Origin of the sequence: Pseudomonas sp. HLG18 (genome assembly GCF_051903985.1) — a bacterium.
Lineage (GTDB): Bacteria > Pseudomonadota > Gammaproteobacteria > Pseudomonadales > Pseudomonadaceae > Aquipseudomonas > Aquipseudomonas fluorescens_BT.
In genome coordinates this window covers 2,309,430-2,328,260 of sequence record NZ_CP195831.1, presented here as the reverse complement: position 1 = coordinate 2,328,260, position 18,831 = coordinate 2,309,430, and the positions used below count along the sequence as shown (strand labels likewise).

The window sequence follows — 18,831 nt, the reverse complement described above, 5'->3', positions numbered from 1 at the left end:
ATGTTGGTACGGGCGTCATAACGGTAGAATCGCGGCGTTTTTCTTCAGGATCAGGATCAGGGACATGTCGTACCGCGTCATCAGCATTGCATTGCTGTTTTTAAGCTTTGGCGCGGCGGCGCAGAGTCCCGCTGTTTCTTCTTCTATCTCCTACACCCGAGACATCCAGCCGATCTTCACCGAGAAGTGCGTGGCCTGCCATGCGTGTTACGACTCTGCCTGTCAGTTGAACCTTGGCAGCGGCGAAGGCGCGGCCCGTGGCGCGAGCAAGATGCCGGTCTACGATGGCGAGCGCACCCAAGCTGCACCGACCACCCGGTTGTTCTATGACGCCTTCGGCAAACGCGCCTGGCAGCAAAAAGACTTTTATTCGGTGCTCGACGCCCAAGGCAGCCAGGCCGCTCTGATGGCACGCATGCTGGAGCTGGGACACAAAACGCCGCTGACACCCAACGCCAAACTGCCGGAAGAAATCGTGCTGGGCCTCAACCGCGAGAACCTTTGCGCGATGCCTGCCGAATTCGACGGCTATGCCGGCGCCCATCCGAAAGAAGGCATGCCGCTGGCGGTGACCGGCCTGACCGACCAGCAATACCAGACGCTGCAACGCTGGCTGGCGTCCGGCGCGCCGATCGATGAGCAAGGCCTGTCGCCTAGCGCTAAAGAGGCGCTGCAGATCGTCCAGTGGGAAAACCTGCTGAATCAGCCCGGCGCGCGTGAAAGCATGGTCGGACGCTGGCTGTTCGAACACTGGTTCCTGGCGCACATCTACTTCAAGGACGGCGAGCCGGGGCATTTTTTCCAGTGGGTGCGTTCACGCACGCCGACCGGTCAGCCGATCGACCTGATTGCCACCCGTCGCCCGAACGACGATCCGGGCACCCAGGTGTATTACCGCCTGTGGCCGGTGCAGGGCGTGATCGTGCACAAGACCCACATCACCTATCCGCTGAGCGCGGCGAAGATGGCGCGGGTCAAGAGCCTGTTCTACAACGGCAACTGGCAGGTGCATGCGCTGCCGGGCTACGGGCCGCAGAGCCGGGCCAATCCGTTCGCCACCTTCGAGGCGATTCCGGCGCAGGCGCGTTATCAGTTCATGCTCGATAACGCCGAATATTTCGTGCGCACGTTCATTCGCGGCCCGGTGTGCCGTGGGCAGATCGCAACCGACGTGATCCGCGACAACTTCTGGGCGCTGTTCCAGGCCCCGGAACATGACCTGTACATCACCGACCCGAACTATCGCGGCCAGGCCACGCCATTGCTGGCCATGCCGGGGCAGAACGACGATGTCGGCAGTGTCCTGAGTCTGTGGCACGACTACCGCAACAAGCGCAACAAGTACGAAGCCTTGCGCCGTGACAGCTACGCCGAACTGCCGGCGCCGAGCTGGTCGACCCTGTGGGCGGGCAACGACAACGCACTCTTGAGTATCTTCCGCCACTTCGACAGCGCTTCGGTGACCAAGGGCCTGATTGGCGAGGTGCCACAGACGATGTGGCTGTTCGACTATCCGTTGCTCGAACGCACCTATTACCAGTTGGCGGTGAATTTCGACGTGTTCGGCAACGTCTCTCATCAGGCGCAGACCCGCTTGTATTTCGACCTGATCCGCAACGGCGCCGAGCAGAACTTCCTGCGCCTGATGCCGGCCGATTCCCGCGAGGATTACCTCGACGATTGGTATCAGAGCAGCGGCCAGTTCAAGATGTGGCTGGATTACGAGTCTATCGACGACGACAAACCGACCGCGCTGAAACTCGACGAGAAAGACCCGAAACACGATTTCGCCATGCAGCTGCTTGCCCGTTACGGTGACCTCAACGCACGGCCCGATCCGATCAACCGCTGCGTGGATGCCTACTGTTCGCGGCCGAACATCGACCCGGCGCTGCAAAACGCCGAGCAGGCGCTGAGCCGCCTGACGGCGCGTCCGGCGGCGGGGCTGAAGGTGATCGATCAATTGCCGGAAGCCAGCATGCTGCGCATCGAAACCCGCAGCGGCCAGCGTGAGGTCTACAGCCTGCTGCGTAACCGGGCCCACAGCAACGTGGCGTTCCTGCTGGGCGAGTCGCTGCGCTATCAGCCGGGGCTCGACACCCTGACCATTTATCCGGGCGTGCTCAGCAGTTATCCGAATTTCATGTTCAACATCCCGGCAGATCAGGTGCCGGCGTTTGTCGATGCCATGGAAAGCGCCAAGGATGCGCCGCAGTTCGAGAAAATCGTCGAACGTTGGGGCATTCGCCGCAGTCATCCGCAGTTCTGGTTCTATTTTCACGATCTTAGCCAGTACATCCATGAAACCGACCCGGTGGAAGAGGGCGTGCTGGACATGAACCGGTACGAGAATCTTTGATCGTTTGAGCGATGGCGATTGTCCCAATCCTGTGAAGTAAGGGATCGGGAGCACCATCGATGTTGATTTCAGTGCAGGCCCTGCGAGCGCTCGCCGCGTGGGCGGTGGTCTGCCATCACTTCATGCAGATTTTCTTCGACTTCGAGGCGCGCGGGCCGATAGGGCAGTTGTTCATCGACAAGGGGGCCGTGGGTGTCGATATCTTTTTCGTGATCAGCGGGCTGGTGATCTTCCTGTCCACTGAGTGCAGGTCGCTGCCGCCTGCGCGGTTTCTGCTGTATCGACTGTTCCGTATTGTCCCGGCGTATTGGCTCTACACCGTGCTGATGGCGTTGCTGGTGGTGTTTGCCCGGCCGCTGCTGCCGGATCAGACGGTGGACTGGCGTCATTTGCTGCTGTCGTTGCTGTTCATCCCGACCGAAAACCCCGGCGGCTACGGGATCTACCCAACCCTGAATGTCGGCTGGACGCTGAATTACGAAATGCTGTTCTACGTGTTGTTCGCCTGGGCACTGTTGTTTCGACTGCAAGTCCGTTTGCTGGTGGTCGCGGCGCTGCTGTTTGCGGTGTGCCAGACCTGGACCGGGTTTGGCTGGGTCAGCGAGTTTTATCGCTCGGATATCGTCTATGAATTTCTGCTCGGGATCGGTATCGGCATGCTGTATCGCAAGGGCTGGATCGGACAGGGCTTGTGGATGCCGCTGACGGGGATCGGCGCGGCGTTACTGGCGATCTATTATCTGCCGCCATCGCCCCGGCTGCTGAGCTGGGGGACGCCGAGCGCGGTGCTGGTCATGGCGTGTATGGCGCTGGAGCGGCATGTTGAACACAACCGAGTGCTCAAGCTGCTGGGAGACTGTTCCTACTCGGTTTATCTGATGCATGTTCTGGTGCTGTCTGCTGGCGGATTTGTGGCCCATCGCTTCGGGATCAACCCCTATTTGATGTTCATCCTCTGTGCCGTGGCGATTGGCGTGGGTTCCTGGCTGAGTTATCACTGGGTGGAAAAGCGCAGTTATCAATGGCTTAGAGCGCGTATCGACGGCAAACCTGCGGATTAGGCGATTGTGAACTATTCCTACGAAAATACTGGGACTTTGTGCCGCGCGCCGATTGGCGTAAACTCCGCCTCAAGCCTGCGAGGAGTTTCCATGACCGCTATTACCATTACCGACGCCGCCCACGATTACCTGGCCGATCTGCTGTCCAAGCAGAACACCCCGGGCATCGGCATCCGCGTTTTCATCACCCAGCCTGGCACCCAGTACGCCGAAACCTGCATTGCCTATTGCAAGCCGGGCGAAGAGAAACCTGAGGACACCGCGCTGGGGCTGAAAAGCTTCACTGCCTACATCGACTCGTTCAGCGAAGCGTTCCTCGATGATGCCGTCGTCGACTACGCCACCGACCGCATGGGCGGCCAGCTGACCATCAAGGCGCCGAACGCCAAAGTCCCGATGGTCAACGCCGACAGCCCGATCAACGAGCGCATCAACTATTACCTGCAAACCGAAATCAACCCGGGGCTGGCCAGCCACGGCGGTCAGGTCAGCCTGATCGATGTGGTTGAAGACGGCATTGCCGTGCTGCAGTTCGGTGGCGGTTGCCAGGGCTGCGGCCAGGCGGACGTGACCCTGAAGGAAGGCATCGAGCGCACCTTGCTCGAGCGCATTCCGGAGCTCAAGGGCGTTCGCGACGTGACCGACCACACGCAGAAAGAAAACGCCTACTACTAAGGTGTTCGCTGCGAGACAAAAAAACGGCGCCCCGTGAGCGCCGTTTTTTTATGCGTGAGATTCAATGACGCCTTCGCGGGCAAGCCCGCTCCCACATTGGATCGCATTCCAAATGTGGGAGCGGGCTTGCTCGCGAAAGAGCCGTCATGGGCGGTAAAGATGCGCATGCCCCGCGCGATACAGTGAAGATTCACTGAAATGATCGCTGCCCAGCACCCGACCCACCAAAATCAATGCCGTACGCCGAAACCCTTTGGCCGCCACCTTCTCGGCAATGTCCTCCAGCGTCCCGACCACCCAGTCCTGATCCGGCCACGTCGCCCGGTGAATCACCGCGATCGGGCAATCCGCGCCGTAATGCGGCAGCAGCTCGGCGAGGATCTTCTCCAGATGATTGACCCCCAGATGAATCGCCATGGTCGCCCCGTGCTGCGCCAGGTTGCCGAGCTCTTCGCCGGCAGGCATCGCAGTCTTGTCCGCATAACGGGTCAGGATCACGCTTTGCGAGATGTCCGGCAGGGTCAGTTCGGCGCCCAACAGTGCGGCGCACGCGGCGGTGGCGGTTACGCCGGGGATGATCTCGAACGGAATATCCAGCTCGCGCAGATAACGAATCTGCTCGCCAATGGCGCCATACAGGCTCGGATCACCTGAATGCACCCGCGCCACATCCTGACCGTTGGCGTGGGCTGTCTTGATCAGCTCGATGATCTGTTCCAGGTGCAGTTCGGCGCTGTTGACCACGGTTTCAGCACAATGACCTTCCAGCACCGCCGTCGGCACGAGCGAACCTGCGTAGATGATCACCGGGCAACTGCGGATCAACCGCTGGCCTTTGACAGTGATCAATTCCGGGTCGCCGGGGCCGGCGCCGATGAAGTAGACGGTCATCGTTGGATCCTGTGAAAGTAGGGCAGGTGGGGCTTCAGAAGCACTTCAGATGAAGAATGCTCATGATCGAAAGCGAGGATTATCGGGAATTTACGCCGCGCCGGCCAATGCGAGAGTTGCCTGAGCGTACTTTTGCCGGGAAATCAGCAGTTTCGCCGGTGCTTGAATCAGTTGTTCGGCGAGCGCCAGTGCAGCGCTTTCCGCCACGCCGTAGCAACCGGTGCGTTCGAAGGCGATCTGTGAATGGTGGCTCAAGCGTTGCTGATAATTGGCCAGTTCCTCGCTGCTGAAATACAGCAACGGCAGCGCCAGTTGGGCGGCGAGTTCTTGCAGGCCGGGTTCATCGCGCTTGAGGTCGATGCTGGCCAGCGCCTTGACCTTCTCAAGGTCAATCCGATGCGCCTGCAAGGCCTGGTCAAGCAAGGCGCGCAGCGTGCTGGCCGGGCAGCCGCGCTGGCAGCCCAGGCCGACCACGAAGGTCGGCGCTGCGCTGTCATCGGTCATGCGTGGTACTGACCTTCGCTTTTACGGCGGAACAACCAGGCGCTGATCAGGCCCAGAGCCAGCCAGAACGCGACGTTGGTCAGCTGCGAAGCGATTTTGAACTGGGCTTCCAGTGCTTCCGGGGCGAGCATCGAGTGCACGTCCGGTTGCGGTGCGCCGATCACATGCGGCACGGCAAGGATCGCCACACCGAGGATCTTCAGCAGCCAGTTGCCGCCAAACGCGATCAACGCCAGGCCGACAGCGGTCGATGCGGCGGTGCCGATCCACCACATTTGGCGCGACGCCAGATCAGCTGCAGCAGTGCCCGGCAGTTCAGGCGGCAGGCCCATGGTCGGTGCAAGCACGAAAGTTGCGTAACCGGCCAGACCCCAGAGCAGACCTTGTGAGGTCTTGGTCGGCGCACGCAGGGTGTACAGACCGGCCAGCATCAGAGCGAAACCCACGGCTACGACCAGATTGCCACCGGTGGTGGACACCACACGCTGCCAGCCGTCTTCCGGTTCCCAGGCTTCGGCATCGTGGGTGTGAGCGGCGGTGCCGGCGGCGTGTTCGTGGATTTCGGCCACCGGTTCGGATTTCTCGTAGGTTTCGGCTTGAAGAATCAGTGGCGAAACCCAGAAGCTTTGCAGCAAGGTCAACAGCAGGGCAGCCAGAAGTCCGGTGAAACCTGCGGTCTGCGCAATACGCTTGATCATGTCGTCAGGTCTCAGTGGCACGGGAACGCGGCGCTGTGGCGGGTATCGTGCGCGGCGTTGTGCACCGCTTCGATGTGCGAGAAACCGGCGAAGTAGACCAGGCTTGCGCCCAGGATCGACGCGAAGATCGCAGCGGTCAGGCGTTGGCTCAGGGTGGTGGTGCTGGAGATTTTGTCCGTATTGCTGCCGGTGCTGCTGATGATCGACATGGCGCTTCCCTCTGGAGTGTCAGCGGGTGAATGGAGCGCATGAAAACCCCTGCGGGTCGGGCACGCAGACGTTCGAACAGCGCCCGCCCACCGCGGGTTTGTTATGTTCAGTGACGCAAGATGCGTACTGTGTATTGCGGGCCGGTCTCCGGGCTCACGAGGGGTTGGCGTCTGGCCGACCTGCAAGCGTCACCTTCCCATGCCCTTGGGCACAGTGGATCTGACGCTTCGCTCGCTTACCGTTGCGGGGGCAGCACCGGACTGACATGGCTTTAGAGTAAAGCACATGATTCACCGGTTTCCCGTTTCACCCTGTGAAGGGCACCCGTAACAAGTTGTGTAGGAGACCATGGGTTGGGGAATATAGTCAATTTTTGGGCAGATCCGTTGCTGCGGTAACGGCCACTTAGGGTTCCGCCCTTACGGCGGGTCACTTTGGCAAACGCCGGAATGCCGGCCCAGCCCAAAGTAACCAAAGGTCTTGAGCCCTGACGTACGGCCCTCGCTGTGGCTCGGGTTCCTTCGCTCCGGGATTGATCCGGGGGCATCGCCTACGGTTTGCTTCGCTGCACCTCCTCTCGATGCATGCGGCTGCGCCGCACGGTCGCTGCGCTCCCACCCCCGGATCAATCCCTCCACTCAGCCTGCCGACGGGCCCTGCGATCAAAAACGGTGCTCGAGCTAACGCTCATGGTTTGAGTGGGGGGAGCAGGGCGTGTTTGGCTTTGGTTTTGTTGTGGGTTTACCCCTCACCCCAGCCTTCTCCCCAAGGAGAGGGAGCCGATTTGTGGGCTTTTCAAAACTTGAGTTCGACTCGGTATTGCAAGTCGGCACAACTCTCCCAATCAACTCGGTCGGTTCCCTCTCCCTACGGGCGGTCCGACGTTTCGGGAGGGCTAGGGTGAGGGGCTCTTGATCTGGCTCTTGATCTGGCTCTTGATCTGGCTCTTGATCTGCTTTTGATCTTTAGCCCCTTCGGCAGGCCGAGCGGAGGTGTCCATCAGGGGGTAGGCGCGCAGCGCCGTGCGGCGAAGCCGCATACATCGAGAGGAGGTGCAGCGAAGCAAACCGTAGGCGATGCCCCCTGATGGACACCGTAGCGAGGGGACACTGAGCCTAGGCGAAGTGCCGTACGCCGGGGCAAAAGCCTTTTGGTGGACCTGCCCCATCACAACGGACGCCAAGAAGCTGGCTATTTAGCCGCCTGCCTTAAGACCCTGGCGTATTCGTTCGGAGAACGGTACCCCAAGGCAGAGTGCAGTCGGCTGCTGTTATAAAACCCATGGATGTAGTTAGCGATTGATAGTTGAGCCAGCCTCTTGCTGGGATAGACGCCATACGCCTCCTCCCTTTTCAGAGTAGCGAAAAAGCTCTCAGCCACTGCGTTATCCCAACAATTTCCCTTTCGACTCATGCTTTGCGTGAAGTCTTTCTTGGCCAAGGCCAGTCGGAATTTGCTACTCGCATACTGACGCCCTTGGTCGGAATGAAAAACCACACCACTAGAGCCGGAACAGGCGCTCCAGGCATTCAGGAAGGCATTCTCGACCAAATCGTCGGGCATCCGATCCGACAGGCTATAGCCCAATATTTGGCGCGTCTGGATGCTCAAAACCACTGCGAGATACAACCAACCTTCTTTGGTTGAGATATAGGTGATATCACTGACCCAAGTCGGTGTGGGGTTATCGATGGAAAACTGACGAGCGAGCAAATTTCTCGCAACAGGCAAGTAGTGGTGACTGTCGGTGGTACGGGGCTTGAAACCGCCTTTGGATCTACCGCGTATGCGTTCTTCGTGCATCAGCCGGCTCACTCGCTTGTGGCCCACTGTATGCGCTTTTCGCCGTAAGGCCTCGACCAGCCGTGGTCGGCCATATGTATTTCGGCTGGCCATATAAACCTTACGCAAATCAACGCGAATCTGCGCATCCCGATCTGGACGCTCCTCGCGATGCTGGTAGTCGTAAAAACCTGAAATCGAAACATCCATCACCCGACACAGCATGCGCACCGGGAAGTGAGCCCGTTCAGCAGCGACGAAGGCGTATCTCACCTGGACTCTCTGGCAAAGAATACCGCCGCCTTTTTTAGGATTTCGCGCTCCATCTTGAGTTCGGCCACCTCCGCTCGCAAACGCGCAAGCTCGCTGTCTTCTTTGGTGATGGCTTTGCGTTCTGGAGAACTCAACGGTAATCCCTTGCGCGCAGCATCAACCCAGTTATCGAGCGTTTTCACGGACATCTCGAGCTGACGTGCGGCTTCGGTTCTACCAACGCTTTCCGCGAGTGCGATAGCTTGAGCCTTGAACTCATCGGTGTAGTTACGGCGAGTGCTTGGGTACATGGCAACCTCCAAGATAGCGATTTAAGTATCGCTTCTTGGCGTCCGTTGTCACGGGACAGGTCCATGCTTACTTTTCGGCGTTTGGAAAAGTGAGTCGCTGTAAGAGCGAAACCATAAGAGGCCGTTACCGCAGCAACGGATATGCCCACAAAACCAAAAAGCACCAACCATTGACCCATCACGAACCCATGCGTAGCCTTGCGCTTTCGAGGTTCTTCGGCCCACGCCGAAGCTAAGAAGGGAACGCGGTCCAAGCCGCGGCTGCCCCCGCAACTGTGAACGGTGCTGTTCGCTGCCACGCCACTGCCAACTCAATCCAGAGCCAGCGGGAAGGCGCAGCGAACCCCGGGCCAAGGCCCGAACACCGTCAGCCAGGAGACCTGCCTCGTCACAGATTCTCACTTTCAACCGGGCGGGGTGATCCGGTGGCGAACTCTCCAGGCACGCACCCGCGTTGCCGGTCTCGTCCCGTATGCCCGCCACCTTGCCAAAGGGCATCCGATGAAAACACTGGCCAAACTCCCCGTCACCATCGTCACCGGCTTCCTCGGCTCGGGCAAAACCACCTTGCTGCGGCACATGCTCGACAACGCCCAGGGCCGCCGCATCGCGGTGATTGTCAACGAGTTTGGCGAGCTGGGCATCGACGGTGAAATCCTCAAGCAATGCACCATCGGCTGCACCGAAGAGGAAGCCACCGGCCGCGTCTACGAACTGGCCAACGGCTGCCTGTGCTGCACGGTTCAGGAAGAGTTCTTCCCGGTGATGCGTGAACTGGTGGCCCGTCGCGGCGACCTTGACCACATCCTCATCGAAACCTCGGGCCTGGCCCTGCCAAAACCGCTGGTGCAAGCCTTCCAGTGGCCGGAAATCCGCAGCGCCTGCACCGTTGACGCGGTGATCACCGTGGTCGACAGCCCGGCCGTGGCCGCCGGCACCTTCGCCGCGTTTCCGGATCAGGTCGACGCCCAGCGCAAACTCGATCCGAACCTGGACCACGAATCGCCACTGCACGAACTGTTCGCCGACCAACTGGCCAGCGCCGACCTGGTGATCCTCAACAAGGCCGATCAGACCAGTCCTGAAGACCTCGCTCGTGTGCGTCTGGAAGTCGCCGAAGAACTGCCGCCAGCGGTGAAAATCATCGAAGCCAGCAACGGTCGCCTGCCGCTGGACGTGCTGATCGGCCTCGGTGCCGGTTCCGAAGAACACATCGACAGCCGCCACAGCCATCACGATCACCACCACGGTGAAGGCGATGACGATCACGATGACCACGATCACGACGCCTTCGACTCGATCTCCATCGAACTGCCGCAAGCCGACGAAAGCCTGCTGCTCGATGCGCTGACGCAACTGGTGGTCCAGCACGGCATCCTGCGGGTCAAAGGCTTCGCGGCGATTCCGAACAAGCCGATGCGTCTGCTGATCCAAGGCGTGGGCACGCGTTTCGACAAGCACTTCGACCGTCAGTGGGGCGCCGATGAGGCGCGCGTGACGCGTCTGGTGTTGATCGGTCAGGAATTGGATGCCGCTCAACTCGAAGCGCAACTGCGCGCCGCGCTCAGCGTTTAAGCCATGCACCTGCTCAGGACCCAGCCCGGCGGTTTCGTGTCGGATGACAACATTGCCGACCTGGGACAAACCCCCGCCGAGTTGGTGATCCTGTGCAGCGGCGATTCCAGCCTGGCGCTGCTCGCCGAAGCGGCGCAGCAACTGCCCGAGGATTACCCGAGCGTGCGGCTGGCCAACCCGATGCAGGTGCAGAATCATGCATCGGTCGACCTCTATGTCGATGAGGTGCTGCGCCACGCCAAGGTCATTCTGATCTCGCTGCATGGCGGCATTGCTTATTGGCGCTATGGCGTCGAGCGACTGGTCGAGTTGTCCGAGCGTGGCGTGCAGGTGATTCTGGTGCCGGGCGATGACCGTCCCGACCCGGAGCTCAGTGACTTGAGCACCGTAGGCGCCGAGGATCGTGACCGGCTCTGGCAGTTCCTGCGTCAGGGCGGCATGGGCAATGCGCTGGATTTCTTTCGCTGTCTGGCCAATCGCTGGCTGGCGCGGGATTACGTGTGGGGCGAGCCGCAAACGCTGCCGCGCACGGCGATTTATCACCCGAACAAAAACACCGCTGCACTGAGTGACTGGCAAGCCGATTGGCGGCCTGGTCAACCGGTGGCGGCGGTGTTGTTTTATCGCTCGCATTTGCAAGCGGCGAACACGGCGTTTATCGACGTGTTCTGCCAACGGCTTCAGGCGGCCGGTCTCAATCCGCTGCCGATCGCCGTGGCCAGTTTGAAAGAGCCCGGCTGCCTGTCGGTGGTCGAGGACTGGCTGGATGAGGTCGAAGCCTCGGTGATTTTGAATACCACCGGTTTCGCCCAGTCCAGCCCGGAAGCGCCGCATCTGCGCCCGTTCCGTCGCAACATACCGGTGATTCAGGCGATCTGCGCCCAGGACAACGAGCCCGGCTGGCGCGACAGCGAGCAGGGCCTCGGTCCGCGGGATCTGGCGATGCACATCGCGTTGCCTGAGCTCGACGGTCGGATCATCAGCCGGCCGATCAGCTTCAAGGATCTGGCCTGGCGCAGCGAGCGCAGTCAGTCCGACGTGGTGTGTTATCGGGCCCAGCCCGAGCGCATGGATTTCGTGGCTGAACTGGCGCGGCGCTGGGTCGATCTGGCGCGGGTGCCGAACGCTGAAAAGCGCATCGCCCTGATCCTCGCCAACTACCCGACCCGGGACGGACGCATCGGCAATGGCGTCGGCCTCGACACGCCAGCCGCCGCGCTGAATATCCTGCGGGCGTTGCAGGCCGAAGGTTATCCGCTGCCGGCCGACCTGCCGGACAGCGGCACCGAACTGATCCGGCAACTGCTCGGCGGCGTCAGCAACGACCTCGATACCCTCGATCAGCGCCCGTGCCAGCAAAGCCTGGCGATGAATGATTACCTGGCGATGTTCAACGCACTGCCCGAAGTCAATCGAACAGCGGTGCTGGAGCGTTGGGGCTCGCCGCGACACGATCCGATGTGCCGTGACGGGCGGATGATGATTGCCGGTCTGCGTTTTGGCCTGGCTTTCGTCGGCATTCAACCGGCGCGGGGTTATCAGGTCGACCCGAGCGCGGTGTATCACGACCCTGATCTGGTGCCGCCGCACGCGTACCTCGCGTTCTATTTCTGGCTGCGCCAGACCTACGGCGCTCACGGCGTGATCCACGTCGGCAAGCACGGCAACCTCGAATGGCTGCCGGGCAAGGGCGTGGGTCTGTCGGAGAATTGCTGGCCGGACGCGCTGCTCGGGCCGCTGCCGAATATCTATCCGTTCATCGTCAACGACCCGGGCGAGGGCGCCCAGGCCAAGCGTCGCACTCAGGCGGTGATCATCGATCACCTGATGCCGCCGCTGACCCGTGCCGAAACCTACGGCCCGTTGCGCAATCTGGAACTGTTGGCGGACGAGTATTACGAAGCACAATTGCTCGATCCGCGCCGCGCCCGGGAATTGCAGCGCGACATTCTGCAACTGGTGCGTGACACGCAGATCGATCGCGAACTGCAACTGGATGCCGCCCTCGACAGCGATGCCGACGCGGCGATCTGGCTGCCGCGCCTGGACACCTATCTGTGTGACTTGAAGGAGTCGCAGATCCGCGATGGTCTGCACATCTTCGGTGAGTCGCCGACCGGGCGTTTGCGTATTGATACCTTGCTCGCGTTGCTGCGCATCCCGCGTGGCGATGGCAAAGGGGCGCAGTCGAGTCTGTTGCGGGCGTTGGCCAAAGCGTTTCAGTTGGGGTTCGATCCGCTGGATTGCGCACTGGCTGATCCCTGGGCCGGCCCGCGTCCAATGGAGTTGCTGTCGGTCAGCGACGAGTTCTGGCGCACGGCGGGGGATACCCGCGAGCGTCTGGAGCTGTTCGCGGCGCAATTGATTGAGCAGACACTCAACCAAAATCAAGCCTTGCACAATCCCTGTGGGAGCGGGCTTGCCCGCGAAGGCGTCGTGTCAGTCAATATCCCTTTCACTGACATACCGCTTTCGTCGGATCGCCGCCCGGGGACAAGCCCGCTCCCACAGGGACCGTGCTGGGTTGAAGTCGGTGCAATCCTCGACAACCTGCGCGAAGTGATTGCCCCACGCCTCGATGCCTGCGGCCCGGCCGAAATGCACGGCTTGCTCGACGCGTTGAGCGGCCGATTCGTCCCGGCCGGCCCCAGCGGCGCGCCAAGTCGCGGCCGCCTCGACGTGTTGCCGACCGGGCGCAATTTCTACTCGGTGGACGTGCGCAATCTGCCGACCACCACGGCCTGGCGAATCGGTTTCCAGTCGGCCACGCTGATTCTGGAGCGACACCTGCAGGATCACGGCGACCACCTGCGTCAGCTCGGTTTGTCGGTCTGGGGCACCGCGACCATGCGCACCGGCGGTGACGACATCGCACAGGCCATGGCGCTGATGGGCGTGCGCCCGGTGTGGGCCACGGGCAGTCAGCGGGTCGATGATTTCGAGATTTTGCCGCTGAGCCTGCTCGACCGGCCTCGGGTTGATGTCACGTTACGGGTCTCCGGATTTTTCCGCGATGCGTTCGCCAACCTGATTCGTTTGTTCGACGCTGCCGTACAAGCCGTGGCGGAACTGGACGAGCCGGACGACCTTAATCCGCTGGCCGCCAAAGTCCGCGCCGAACGCGAGGCGTTGCGCCAGTCGGGGCTGGATGAGGAGGCTGCCCGGCGTCAGGCAGGCTGGCGGATCTTCGGTGCCAAACCCGGCGCTTATGGCGCAGGTGTGCAGGGCGCTATCGATGGTCGCCTCTGGCAAACTCGCGAGGATCTGGCCGAGGTCTACCTGAACTGGGGCGCCTACGCTTACGGCGGTTCCGATGAAGGCACCGCCGCTCGCGAGCAATTTGTCCAGCGCCTCAGCCAGGTGCAGGCCGTGCTGCAAAACCAGGATAACCGCGAGCATGACCTGCTCGACTCCAACGACTATTACCAGTTCCAGGGCGGCATGCTCGCTGCCGTGGAAAGCCTGCGCGGCGAAGCGGCGGCCAGTTATCACGGCGACCACAGTCAGCCGGATCTGCCGAAGATCCGTACGCTGAAAGAAGAACTGAACCGTGTGATTCGCTCCCGAGCGGCGAATCCGAAATGGATCGACGGGGTCAAGCGTCACGGCTATAAAGGCGCGTTCGAATTGGCGGCGACGGTCGACAACCTGTTTGCCTTCGACGCCACCACGCAATTGATCGACGATCACCAGTACGCGTTGCTGGCCGATGCCTATCTGCTGGACCCGGCGACCCGCGAGTTCGTGCGCGAGCATAATCCCCACGCGCTGCGCGACATGACCGAGCGCATGCTCGAAGCGCAGCAGCGCGGGATGTGGCAGGAACCCGGTGCTTACAAGGAAGCGCTGGAAAACCTGCTGCTGGATATAGAAGAAGAGAGCTGAGACTGAACATGACCGACACCCCGCATTTCCCGCTCTCCGCCGTGGTCGGCGCCGAGGATCTGAAGCTGGCGTTGTACCTGACGGCCATCGACCCGAAAATCGGTGGCGTGCTGATCGAAGGCCCCCGCGGCATGGCCAAGTCGACTCTGGCCCGGGGCCTTGCGGATTTGCTGGCCAGCGGTCAGTTCGTCACCTTGCCGTTGGGGGCGACGGAAGAGCGGCTGGTTGGCACGCTGGATCTGGACGCGGCGTTGAGCGACGGTCGCGCGCAGTTTTCCCCGGGCGTACTGGCCAAGGCTGACGGCGGTGTGTTGTATGTCGATGAAGTGAACCTGCTGCCGGATCATCTGGTGGACTTGTTGCTCGATGTAGCCGCCAGCGGCACCAACCTGATCGAGCGCGACGGTATTTCCCATCGGCATTCGGCGAAGTTCGTGCTGATCGGCACGATGAACCCGGAAGAAGGCGAACTGCGCCCGCAATTACTCGATCGCTTTGGTCTGAACGTCGCCCTGAGCGGTCACACGGCGCCGGTCGAGCGCGGGCAGATCATTCGCCGTCGGCTGGATTTCGACAGCGACCCGCGGGCTTTCTGCGGGCAGTGGGAAACCGAGCAACACGCCCTGCGCGAGCGTTGTGAAAACGCCCGCAATGCGTTGGCAAACATTCCTCTTGACGATCAAGCGCTGGCACAGATTACCGAGCGCTGCTTTGCGGCAGGCGTTGACGGTTTGCGTGCCGATCTGGTCTGGCTGCGTGCCGCCCGGGCGCATGCGGCCTGGCGTGGGGCCGAAGCCATCGGCGAGCAGGACATCGATGCCGTCGCTGAATTTGCCTTGCGTCATCGTCGCCGGGAACAGTCTTCGTCCAGTGCACAACCACCGGCTCAATCGCCATCCGGCACTCAGCTCGAGCCGAGTGAAGGGCAGGGGCAATGGGGTGAAATGCCGGCGCCGGCCCTCACCACCGGTGCGCGCCGCGAAGTGCCGACCTGGCCGCCACACCTACAAAAAAAGCCTTAGGCATTCGCCCCCGATCCGACGCGGGGGCGAATGCCAGACCTCGCGCCGGGCGCCTCGATAACGGCCGACAGGGCAAACGTCATGCCGCTCGCAGCGGTTCGGTGAACTGGCCGGGAACATTGCTCAATGGCCGCCCGAAAGTGCGCGCGGATCTGTTGTTTCAACTGCGCACCCGCAGCCCCCATGAATTGTGGTTGGTGATCGTCGATGCCTCGGCCTCGACCCGACGTCATCAAGCATTGAGCGATGCCAAAGGCGTGCTCGCGCAATTGTTCGATGATGCTTACCGGCAACGGGCGCGACTCGCCTTGCTGACTGCCAGTGGCGCGGCGCCGAAATGGCAGGTGCAGGGTTTGAAAGCTTCCAGCGGACTGCGTGTGTGGCTCGATGACTTGGGAGCGGGAGGCGGCACGCCATTGCTGGCGGCGCTGAACGAGGCCGAGCACTGGCTGACGGTACGCCGCAAGCGGTTCCCGGCCGAACAACAGCGTCTACTGGTATTGACCGATGGGCGCTTGAAAGAATGGTCGGGGTTGCCGGTGCTGGCCTGTCCGGGCCTGTTGATCGATATCGAACGCGGGCCGATCAGGCTGGGCAGGGCGAAGCAGTTGGCGACTGCACTGGAAGCGGATTACCGGCATATCGACGACCTGCTGTCTGTCTGAGGTCTATGCTGCATCCAGCCCACATCACAAGGAGTGAATCATGCGCGTACTGGTTGCCAATCCTCAGGACGATTTTCGCGTAAAGGCTTACGCCGGCACCAACGGCGTGCTGCTGGCAATGGATCTTGCCGAACCCCGCCGCAAAGGCCTGCTGGGGTTTGCCATCGAGAAGCAGCAGGGCGACAGGCCGTGGCAGTTTCTGTTCAACAGCCTGACCTTTCCCGGCAAGGAACACACTTTCGCGCAGTTTCACGCCACGCCCAGTGACATCGCGCCGCTGCAGAAATTTCGCTGGGCCGATTACGCGGTCAATCCGGGCACAACCATGCATTACCGCGTACATCTGGCCTATGGCACGGCCGATGCGCCGGTGCTTGGGGAGTCGCTGGAACTGAGCATTACCTCGGATGACGGACACCCGACCAACCAGAGCGTGATCTTCAACCGCGCCGTGGCTGCCAGTCAGGCGTTCCAGCGCAAGTTTCCCGATCTCGATGCACAGATCAGCGCCAACAAGAACATGCCGATCGAAGCCTGGCCCGACGCTGCGCGGCAATGGCTGGAAAACGGCCTGCTCGGACGTTTGCAGGGCTTTATCGAGCGAGCTGTCGACGGGCAATGGGCACTGGACATCGCGATTTACGAGTATCAACTGCAAGCCATCATCGACACGGTGAACGCCGCCTTCGATCGCGGCGTACAGGTGCGGGTGCTGTATCACGCCCGGCCCGATGACGAAGACACCACGATGAACGAGGCCAGCCTTGCCAAGCTGCCGGAAGCCAACAAGCGGGGCCGGGTCACCCACGACATTTTCCATGACAAGTTCATCGTCCTCAGTCGCATCGCTGGCGGTGAGCGGCAGCCCCGGGCCGTGCTGTGCGGCAGCACCAACTTCACCGCCAACGGTGTTTATCGTCAGGCCAACGTGGTGCATGTGCTGGACGACACCGTCGTCGCGGCCAGTTATCTGCAGACGTTCGAGCAGGTCTGGGCGACGCCGGCGGATGTCGGTGCCACCCGGGACTGGATCACCCAGCACAACCCGATGAACCCGGCGCAACCGCTGTTTGCCGGGTTCTCGCCGCGCAGTGGTGGTGCCGATCTGCGCGAGTTCGTCGACATCATTAACGCGGCCAGGAAGGACGTGCTGTTCGTCACGGCATTCGCCTTGCCCGACGCGATTCTCAACGCATTGCTCGGTCAGCCTCACGACGACATCCTGCGTTACGGCCTGCAAAACACGGTCAGCCGCATCACCGGGTTTCACGCTGACCGAACCGCTGAGTTCGCCGCCACCGCGCTGCTCAACACCGGGCTGGAAGGCTGGCTGAAAGAGAACATGAAAGGCCAGAAGGGCAACCTGCTGGTGCACACCAAGGCGATCGTCACCGACTTCACCAGCGACAGCCCGACCATCATCAGCGGCAGCCACAACCTCAGCACCTCTGCCAGCAACGGTAATGACGAGAACTACCTGATCATTCGCGGCGACACCGAACTGGCGGACCGTTACGGCCTTGAGCTGCTGCGCTTCTACGAGCATTACCGCTTCCGCTATTTCGCTAAAAAACTGGCGTTGAAGCAGGTGCAGCCGCTGGCGGCGAATGACAGCTGGACCAACGACTATTACGTCGAAGGGGATTTGCGTCAGCTGTCTCGCCTGCGGTTTGCCGGACGCTAGGGTTTATACATCCATTGCCTGACGGTACTGCCGGGTGCGGCGACTGAGATACAACCGGTCGCGAATCAGCGCCCAGAGTGCCGACACTTCGGGATGCGGCTGGCGACCCCGGCTCAGGCGGGCCATCTGGAAACGTACCACGGCCATGTTCGCCAGTGCGGCCAGCGGTTTGCGTTTCCAGCGGATCGGCGGCAGTTGTGGTTCGCTGTGGCGGCCTTCGCGCCAGTGTTTGACCAGACTCGGTTCGATGGCCAGCGCAGTGGCGATGCCGGCCATGGCGATACCGCTGTCGAGCACTTGTTCGACGATGGGCAGGCGCCGGATACCGCCGGTGACCATCACTGGCATGCGGGCCACTCTGGCCAGTTCACTGGCCATTTCCAGAAAGAACGCCTCACGGGCCAGGGTGCGTCCGTCGCGGGCTTCGCCTTGCATCGCCGGCGCTTCGTAGCTGCCACCGGACAGCTCGAGCAGGTCGATTGGCTGTTCGTTGAGCCATTCGATCACCTGACGCGCGTCGTCCGTGTCGAAGCCGCCGCGCTGGAAATCCGCGGAGTTGAGCTTCACCGCCACGCAAAACTGTGGTGAAACGGCCTGACGCACAGCCTCGATCACCGACAGCAGCAGGCGCGCACGGTTTTCCAGCGAACCGCCCCAGCGGTCGGTGCGGCGGTTGGTCAGCGGCGAGAGAAACTGACTGAGCAAATAACCGTGGGCAGCGTGGATCTGGATACCGCTGAAACCGGATTTCTCGGCAAGCACGGCACTCCTGGCGAAACGTTGAATGACCTCTTCGATGTCGTCCTCGGTCATCGGTTTGGGCTCGGCGAACAGTTTTGAGAACGAACCCATTTCCAGCGCCACTGCCGATGGCGCCAGCGCTTGCTGGCCCATATTGGCGAAGGTCTGGCGGCCGGGATGGTTGAGCTGAACCCAGACTTGTGCGCCTCCACTGCGGGCGATTTCGGCCCATTGACGGAAACGGTCCAGATGCCGCTCGTCTTCGAGCACCACGCCACCAGGGCCGGTCATGGCGCGGCGGTCGATCATGACATTACCGGTCAGCAGCAAGCCGGCGCCGCCGTCGGCCCAGGCTTGATACAGGCGAAACAGTTCGCGGGAGGGAGCCTGGTCACGATCGGCGAGGTTTTCTTCCATGGCGGCTTTGGCGATACGGTTGCCGACGGTCTGACCGTTGGGCAGTTTCAAAATCTGGAAGGGCGACATTGCTTGACTCCTCATCAGTGATGGAGAAAG

General features: G+C 61.5%; 15 protein-coding genes and 2 riboswitches. Of the genes, 8 read left to right on the top strand and 7 right to left on the bottom strand.

Going from position 1 to position 18,831, the window contains the following annotated elements; translation table 11 throughout:
* The first annotated feature begins 64 nt into the window (after positions 1-64).
* The 3 genes from ACSPX5_RS10635 (at position 65) to nfuA (ending at position 4,095) form a co-directional block, all read left to right on the top strand.
* Positions 65-2,359, top strand: coding sequence for a fatty acid cis/trans isomerase (locus tag ACSPX5_RS10635; RefSeq protein ID WP_439821650.1), 2,295 nt, complete (start codon positions 65-67; stop codon positions 2,357-2,359).
* Positions 2,360-2,418: 59 nt separating this feature from the next.
* Positions 2,419-3,420: an acyltransferase family protein gene (locus tag ACSPX5_RS10630; RefSeq protein ID WP_439821649.1), complete on the top strand. Its 1,002-nt coding sequence runs from the start codon at positions 2,419-2,421 to the stop codon at positions 3,418-3,420.
* A gap of 90 nt (positions 3,421-3,510) precedes the next feature.
* Positions 3,511-4,095: a Fe-S biogenesis protein NfuA gene (gene nfuA / locus ACSPX5_RS10625; RefSeq protein WP_007959519.1), complete on the top strand. Its 585-nt coding sequence runs from the start codon at positions 3,511-3,513 to the stop codon at positions 4,093-4,095.
* A 144-nt stretch (positions 4,096-4,239) separates the two neighbouring features.
* Here the strand turns inward: nfuA and cobM are convergent, their stop codons facing one another.
* From cobM to ACSPX5_RS10595, 6 genes are all read right to left on the bottom strand, one after another.
* Positions 4,240-4,986, bottom strand: a complete 747-nt coding sequence (cobM, locus tag ACSPX5_RS10620; protein ID WP_439821648.1) for a precorrin-4 C(11)-methyltransferase — start codon at positions 4,984-4,986, stop codon at positions 4,240-4,242.
* A 90-nt stretch (positions 4,987-5,076) separates the two neighbouring features.
* On the bottom strand, positions 5,077-5,490 hold the full coding sequence (locus ACSPX5_RS10615; protein WP_439821647.1) for a cobalamin biosynthesis protein: 414 nt from the start codon (positions 5,488-5,490) through the stop codon (positions 5,077-5,079).
* The gene (locus ACSPX5_RS10610) at positions 5,487-6,188 is read right to left on the bottom strand and encodes a CbtA family protein (RefSeq protein WP_323160580.1); all 702 of its coding nucleotides are present in this window, start codon (positions 6,186-6,188) and stop codon (positions 5,487-5,489) included. The genes ACSPX5_RS10615 and ACSPX5_RS10610 overlap by 4 nt, the downstream gene beginning before the upstream one ends.
* An 11-nt stretch (positions 6,189-6,199) precedes the next feature.
* Positions 6,200-6,397, bottom strand: coding sequence for a CbtB domain-containing protein (locus tag ACSPX5_RS10605; protein ID WP_016983301.1), 198 nt, complete (start codon positions 6,395-6,397; stop codon positions 6,200-6,202).
* A gap of 122 nt (positions 6,398-6,519) precedes the next feature.
* Positions 6,520-6,741: riboswitch (cobalamin riboswitch) on the bottom strand.
* An 848-nt stretch (positions 6,742-7,589) separates the two neighbouring features.
* A complete protein-coding gene (locus ACSPX5_RS10600) occupies positions 7,590-8,453 on the bottom strand; it encodes an IS3 family transposase (protein WP_439820716.1) in 864 nt (287 codons plus the stop codon).
* Positions 8,450-8,743 (bottom strand): transposase, encoded by a 294-nt coding sequence (locus ACSPX5_RS10595; RefSeq protein WP_169428789.1) that lies wholly within the window; start codon positions 8,741-8,743, stop codon positions 8,450-8,452. The genes ACSPX5_RS10600 and ACSPX5_RS10595 overlap by 4 nt, the downstream gene beginning before the upstream one ends.
* A gap of 192 nt (positions 8,744-8,935) precedes the next feature.
* A riboswitch (cobalamin riboswitch) is annotated at positions 8,936-9,145 on the top strand.
* Positions 9,146-9,244: 99 nt separating this feature from the next.
* Here ACSPX5_RS10595 and cobW point away from each other — a divergent pair.
* From cobW to ACSPX5_RS10570, 5 genes are read left to right on the top strand one after another with little or no spacing between them, the layout of a single operon-like run.
* Complete coding sequence (gene cobW, locus ACSPX5_RS10590; RefSeq protein WP_064597024.1) at positions 9,245-10,318, top strand: cobalamin biosynthesis protein CobW; 1,074 nt, start codon at positions 9,245-9,247, stop codon at positions 10,316-10,318.
* Between the two features lie 3 nt (positions 10,319-10,321).
* Positions 10,322-14,203 carry a cobaltochelatase subunit CobN gene (gene cobN, locus ACSPX5_RS10585; protein WP_439821646.1) on the top strand — a complete coding sequence of 1,294 codons (3,882 nt, stop codon included), beginning with the start codon at positions 10,322-10,324 and terminating at the stop codon, positions 14,201-14,203.
* Positions 14,204-14,211: 8 nt separating this feature from the next.
* Positions 14,212-15,225, top strand: coding sequence for an ATP-binding protein (locus ACSPX5_RS10580; protein WP_439821645.1), 1,014 nt, complete (start codon positions 14,212-14,214; stop codon positions 15,223-15,225).
* Complete coding sequence (locus tag ACSPX5_RS10575; protein WP_249314443.1) at positions 15,195-15,890, top strand: vWA domain-containing protein; 696 nt, start codon at positions 15,195-15,197, stop codon at positions 15,888-15,890. Before ACSPX5_RS10580 ends, ACSPX5_RS10575 begins: the two co-directional genes overlap by 31 nt.
* Positions 15,891-15,930: 40 nt before the next feature.
* On the top strand, positions 15,931-17,574 hold the full coding sequence (locus ACSPX5_RS10570) for a phospholipase D-like domain-containing protein (protein WP_439821644.1): 1,644 nt from the start codon (positions 15,931-15,933) through the stop codon (positions 17,572-17,574).
* 3 nt (positions 17,575-17,577) lie between these two features.
* On the opposite strand, the gene ACSPX5_RS10565 is transcribed toward ACSPX5_RS10570, so the two are convergent.
* Positions 17,578-18,801, bottom strand: a complete 1,224-nt coding sequence (locus ACSPX5_RS10565; RefSeq protein WP_439821643.1) for an NADH:flavin oxidoreductase/NADH oxidase family protein — start codon at positions 18,799-18,801, stop codon at positions 17,578-17,580.
* Between the last annotated feature and the right edge of the window lie 30 nt (positions 18,802-18,831).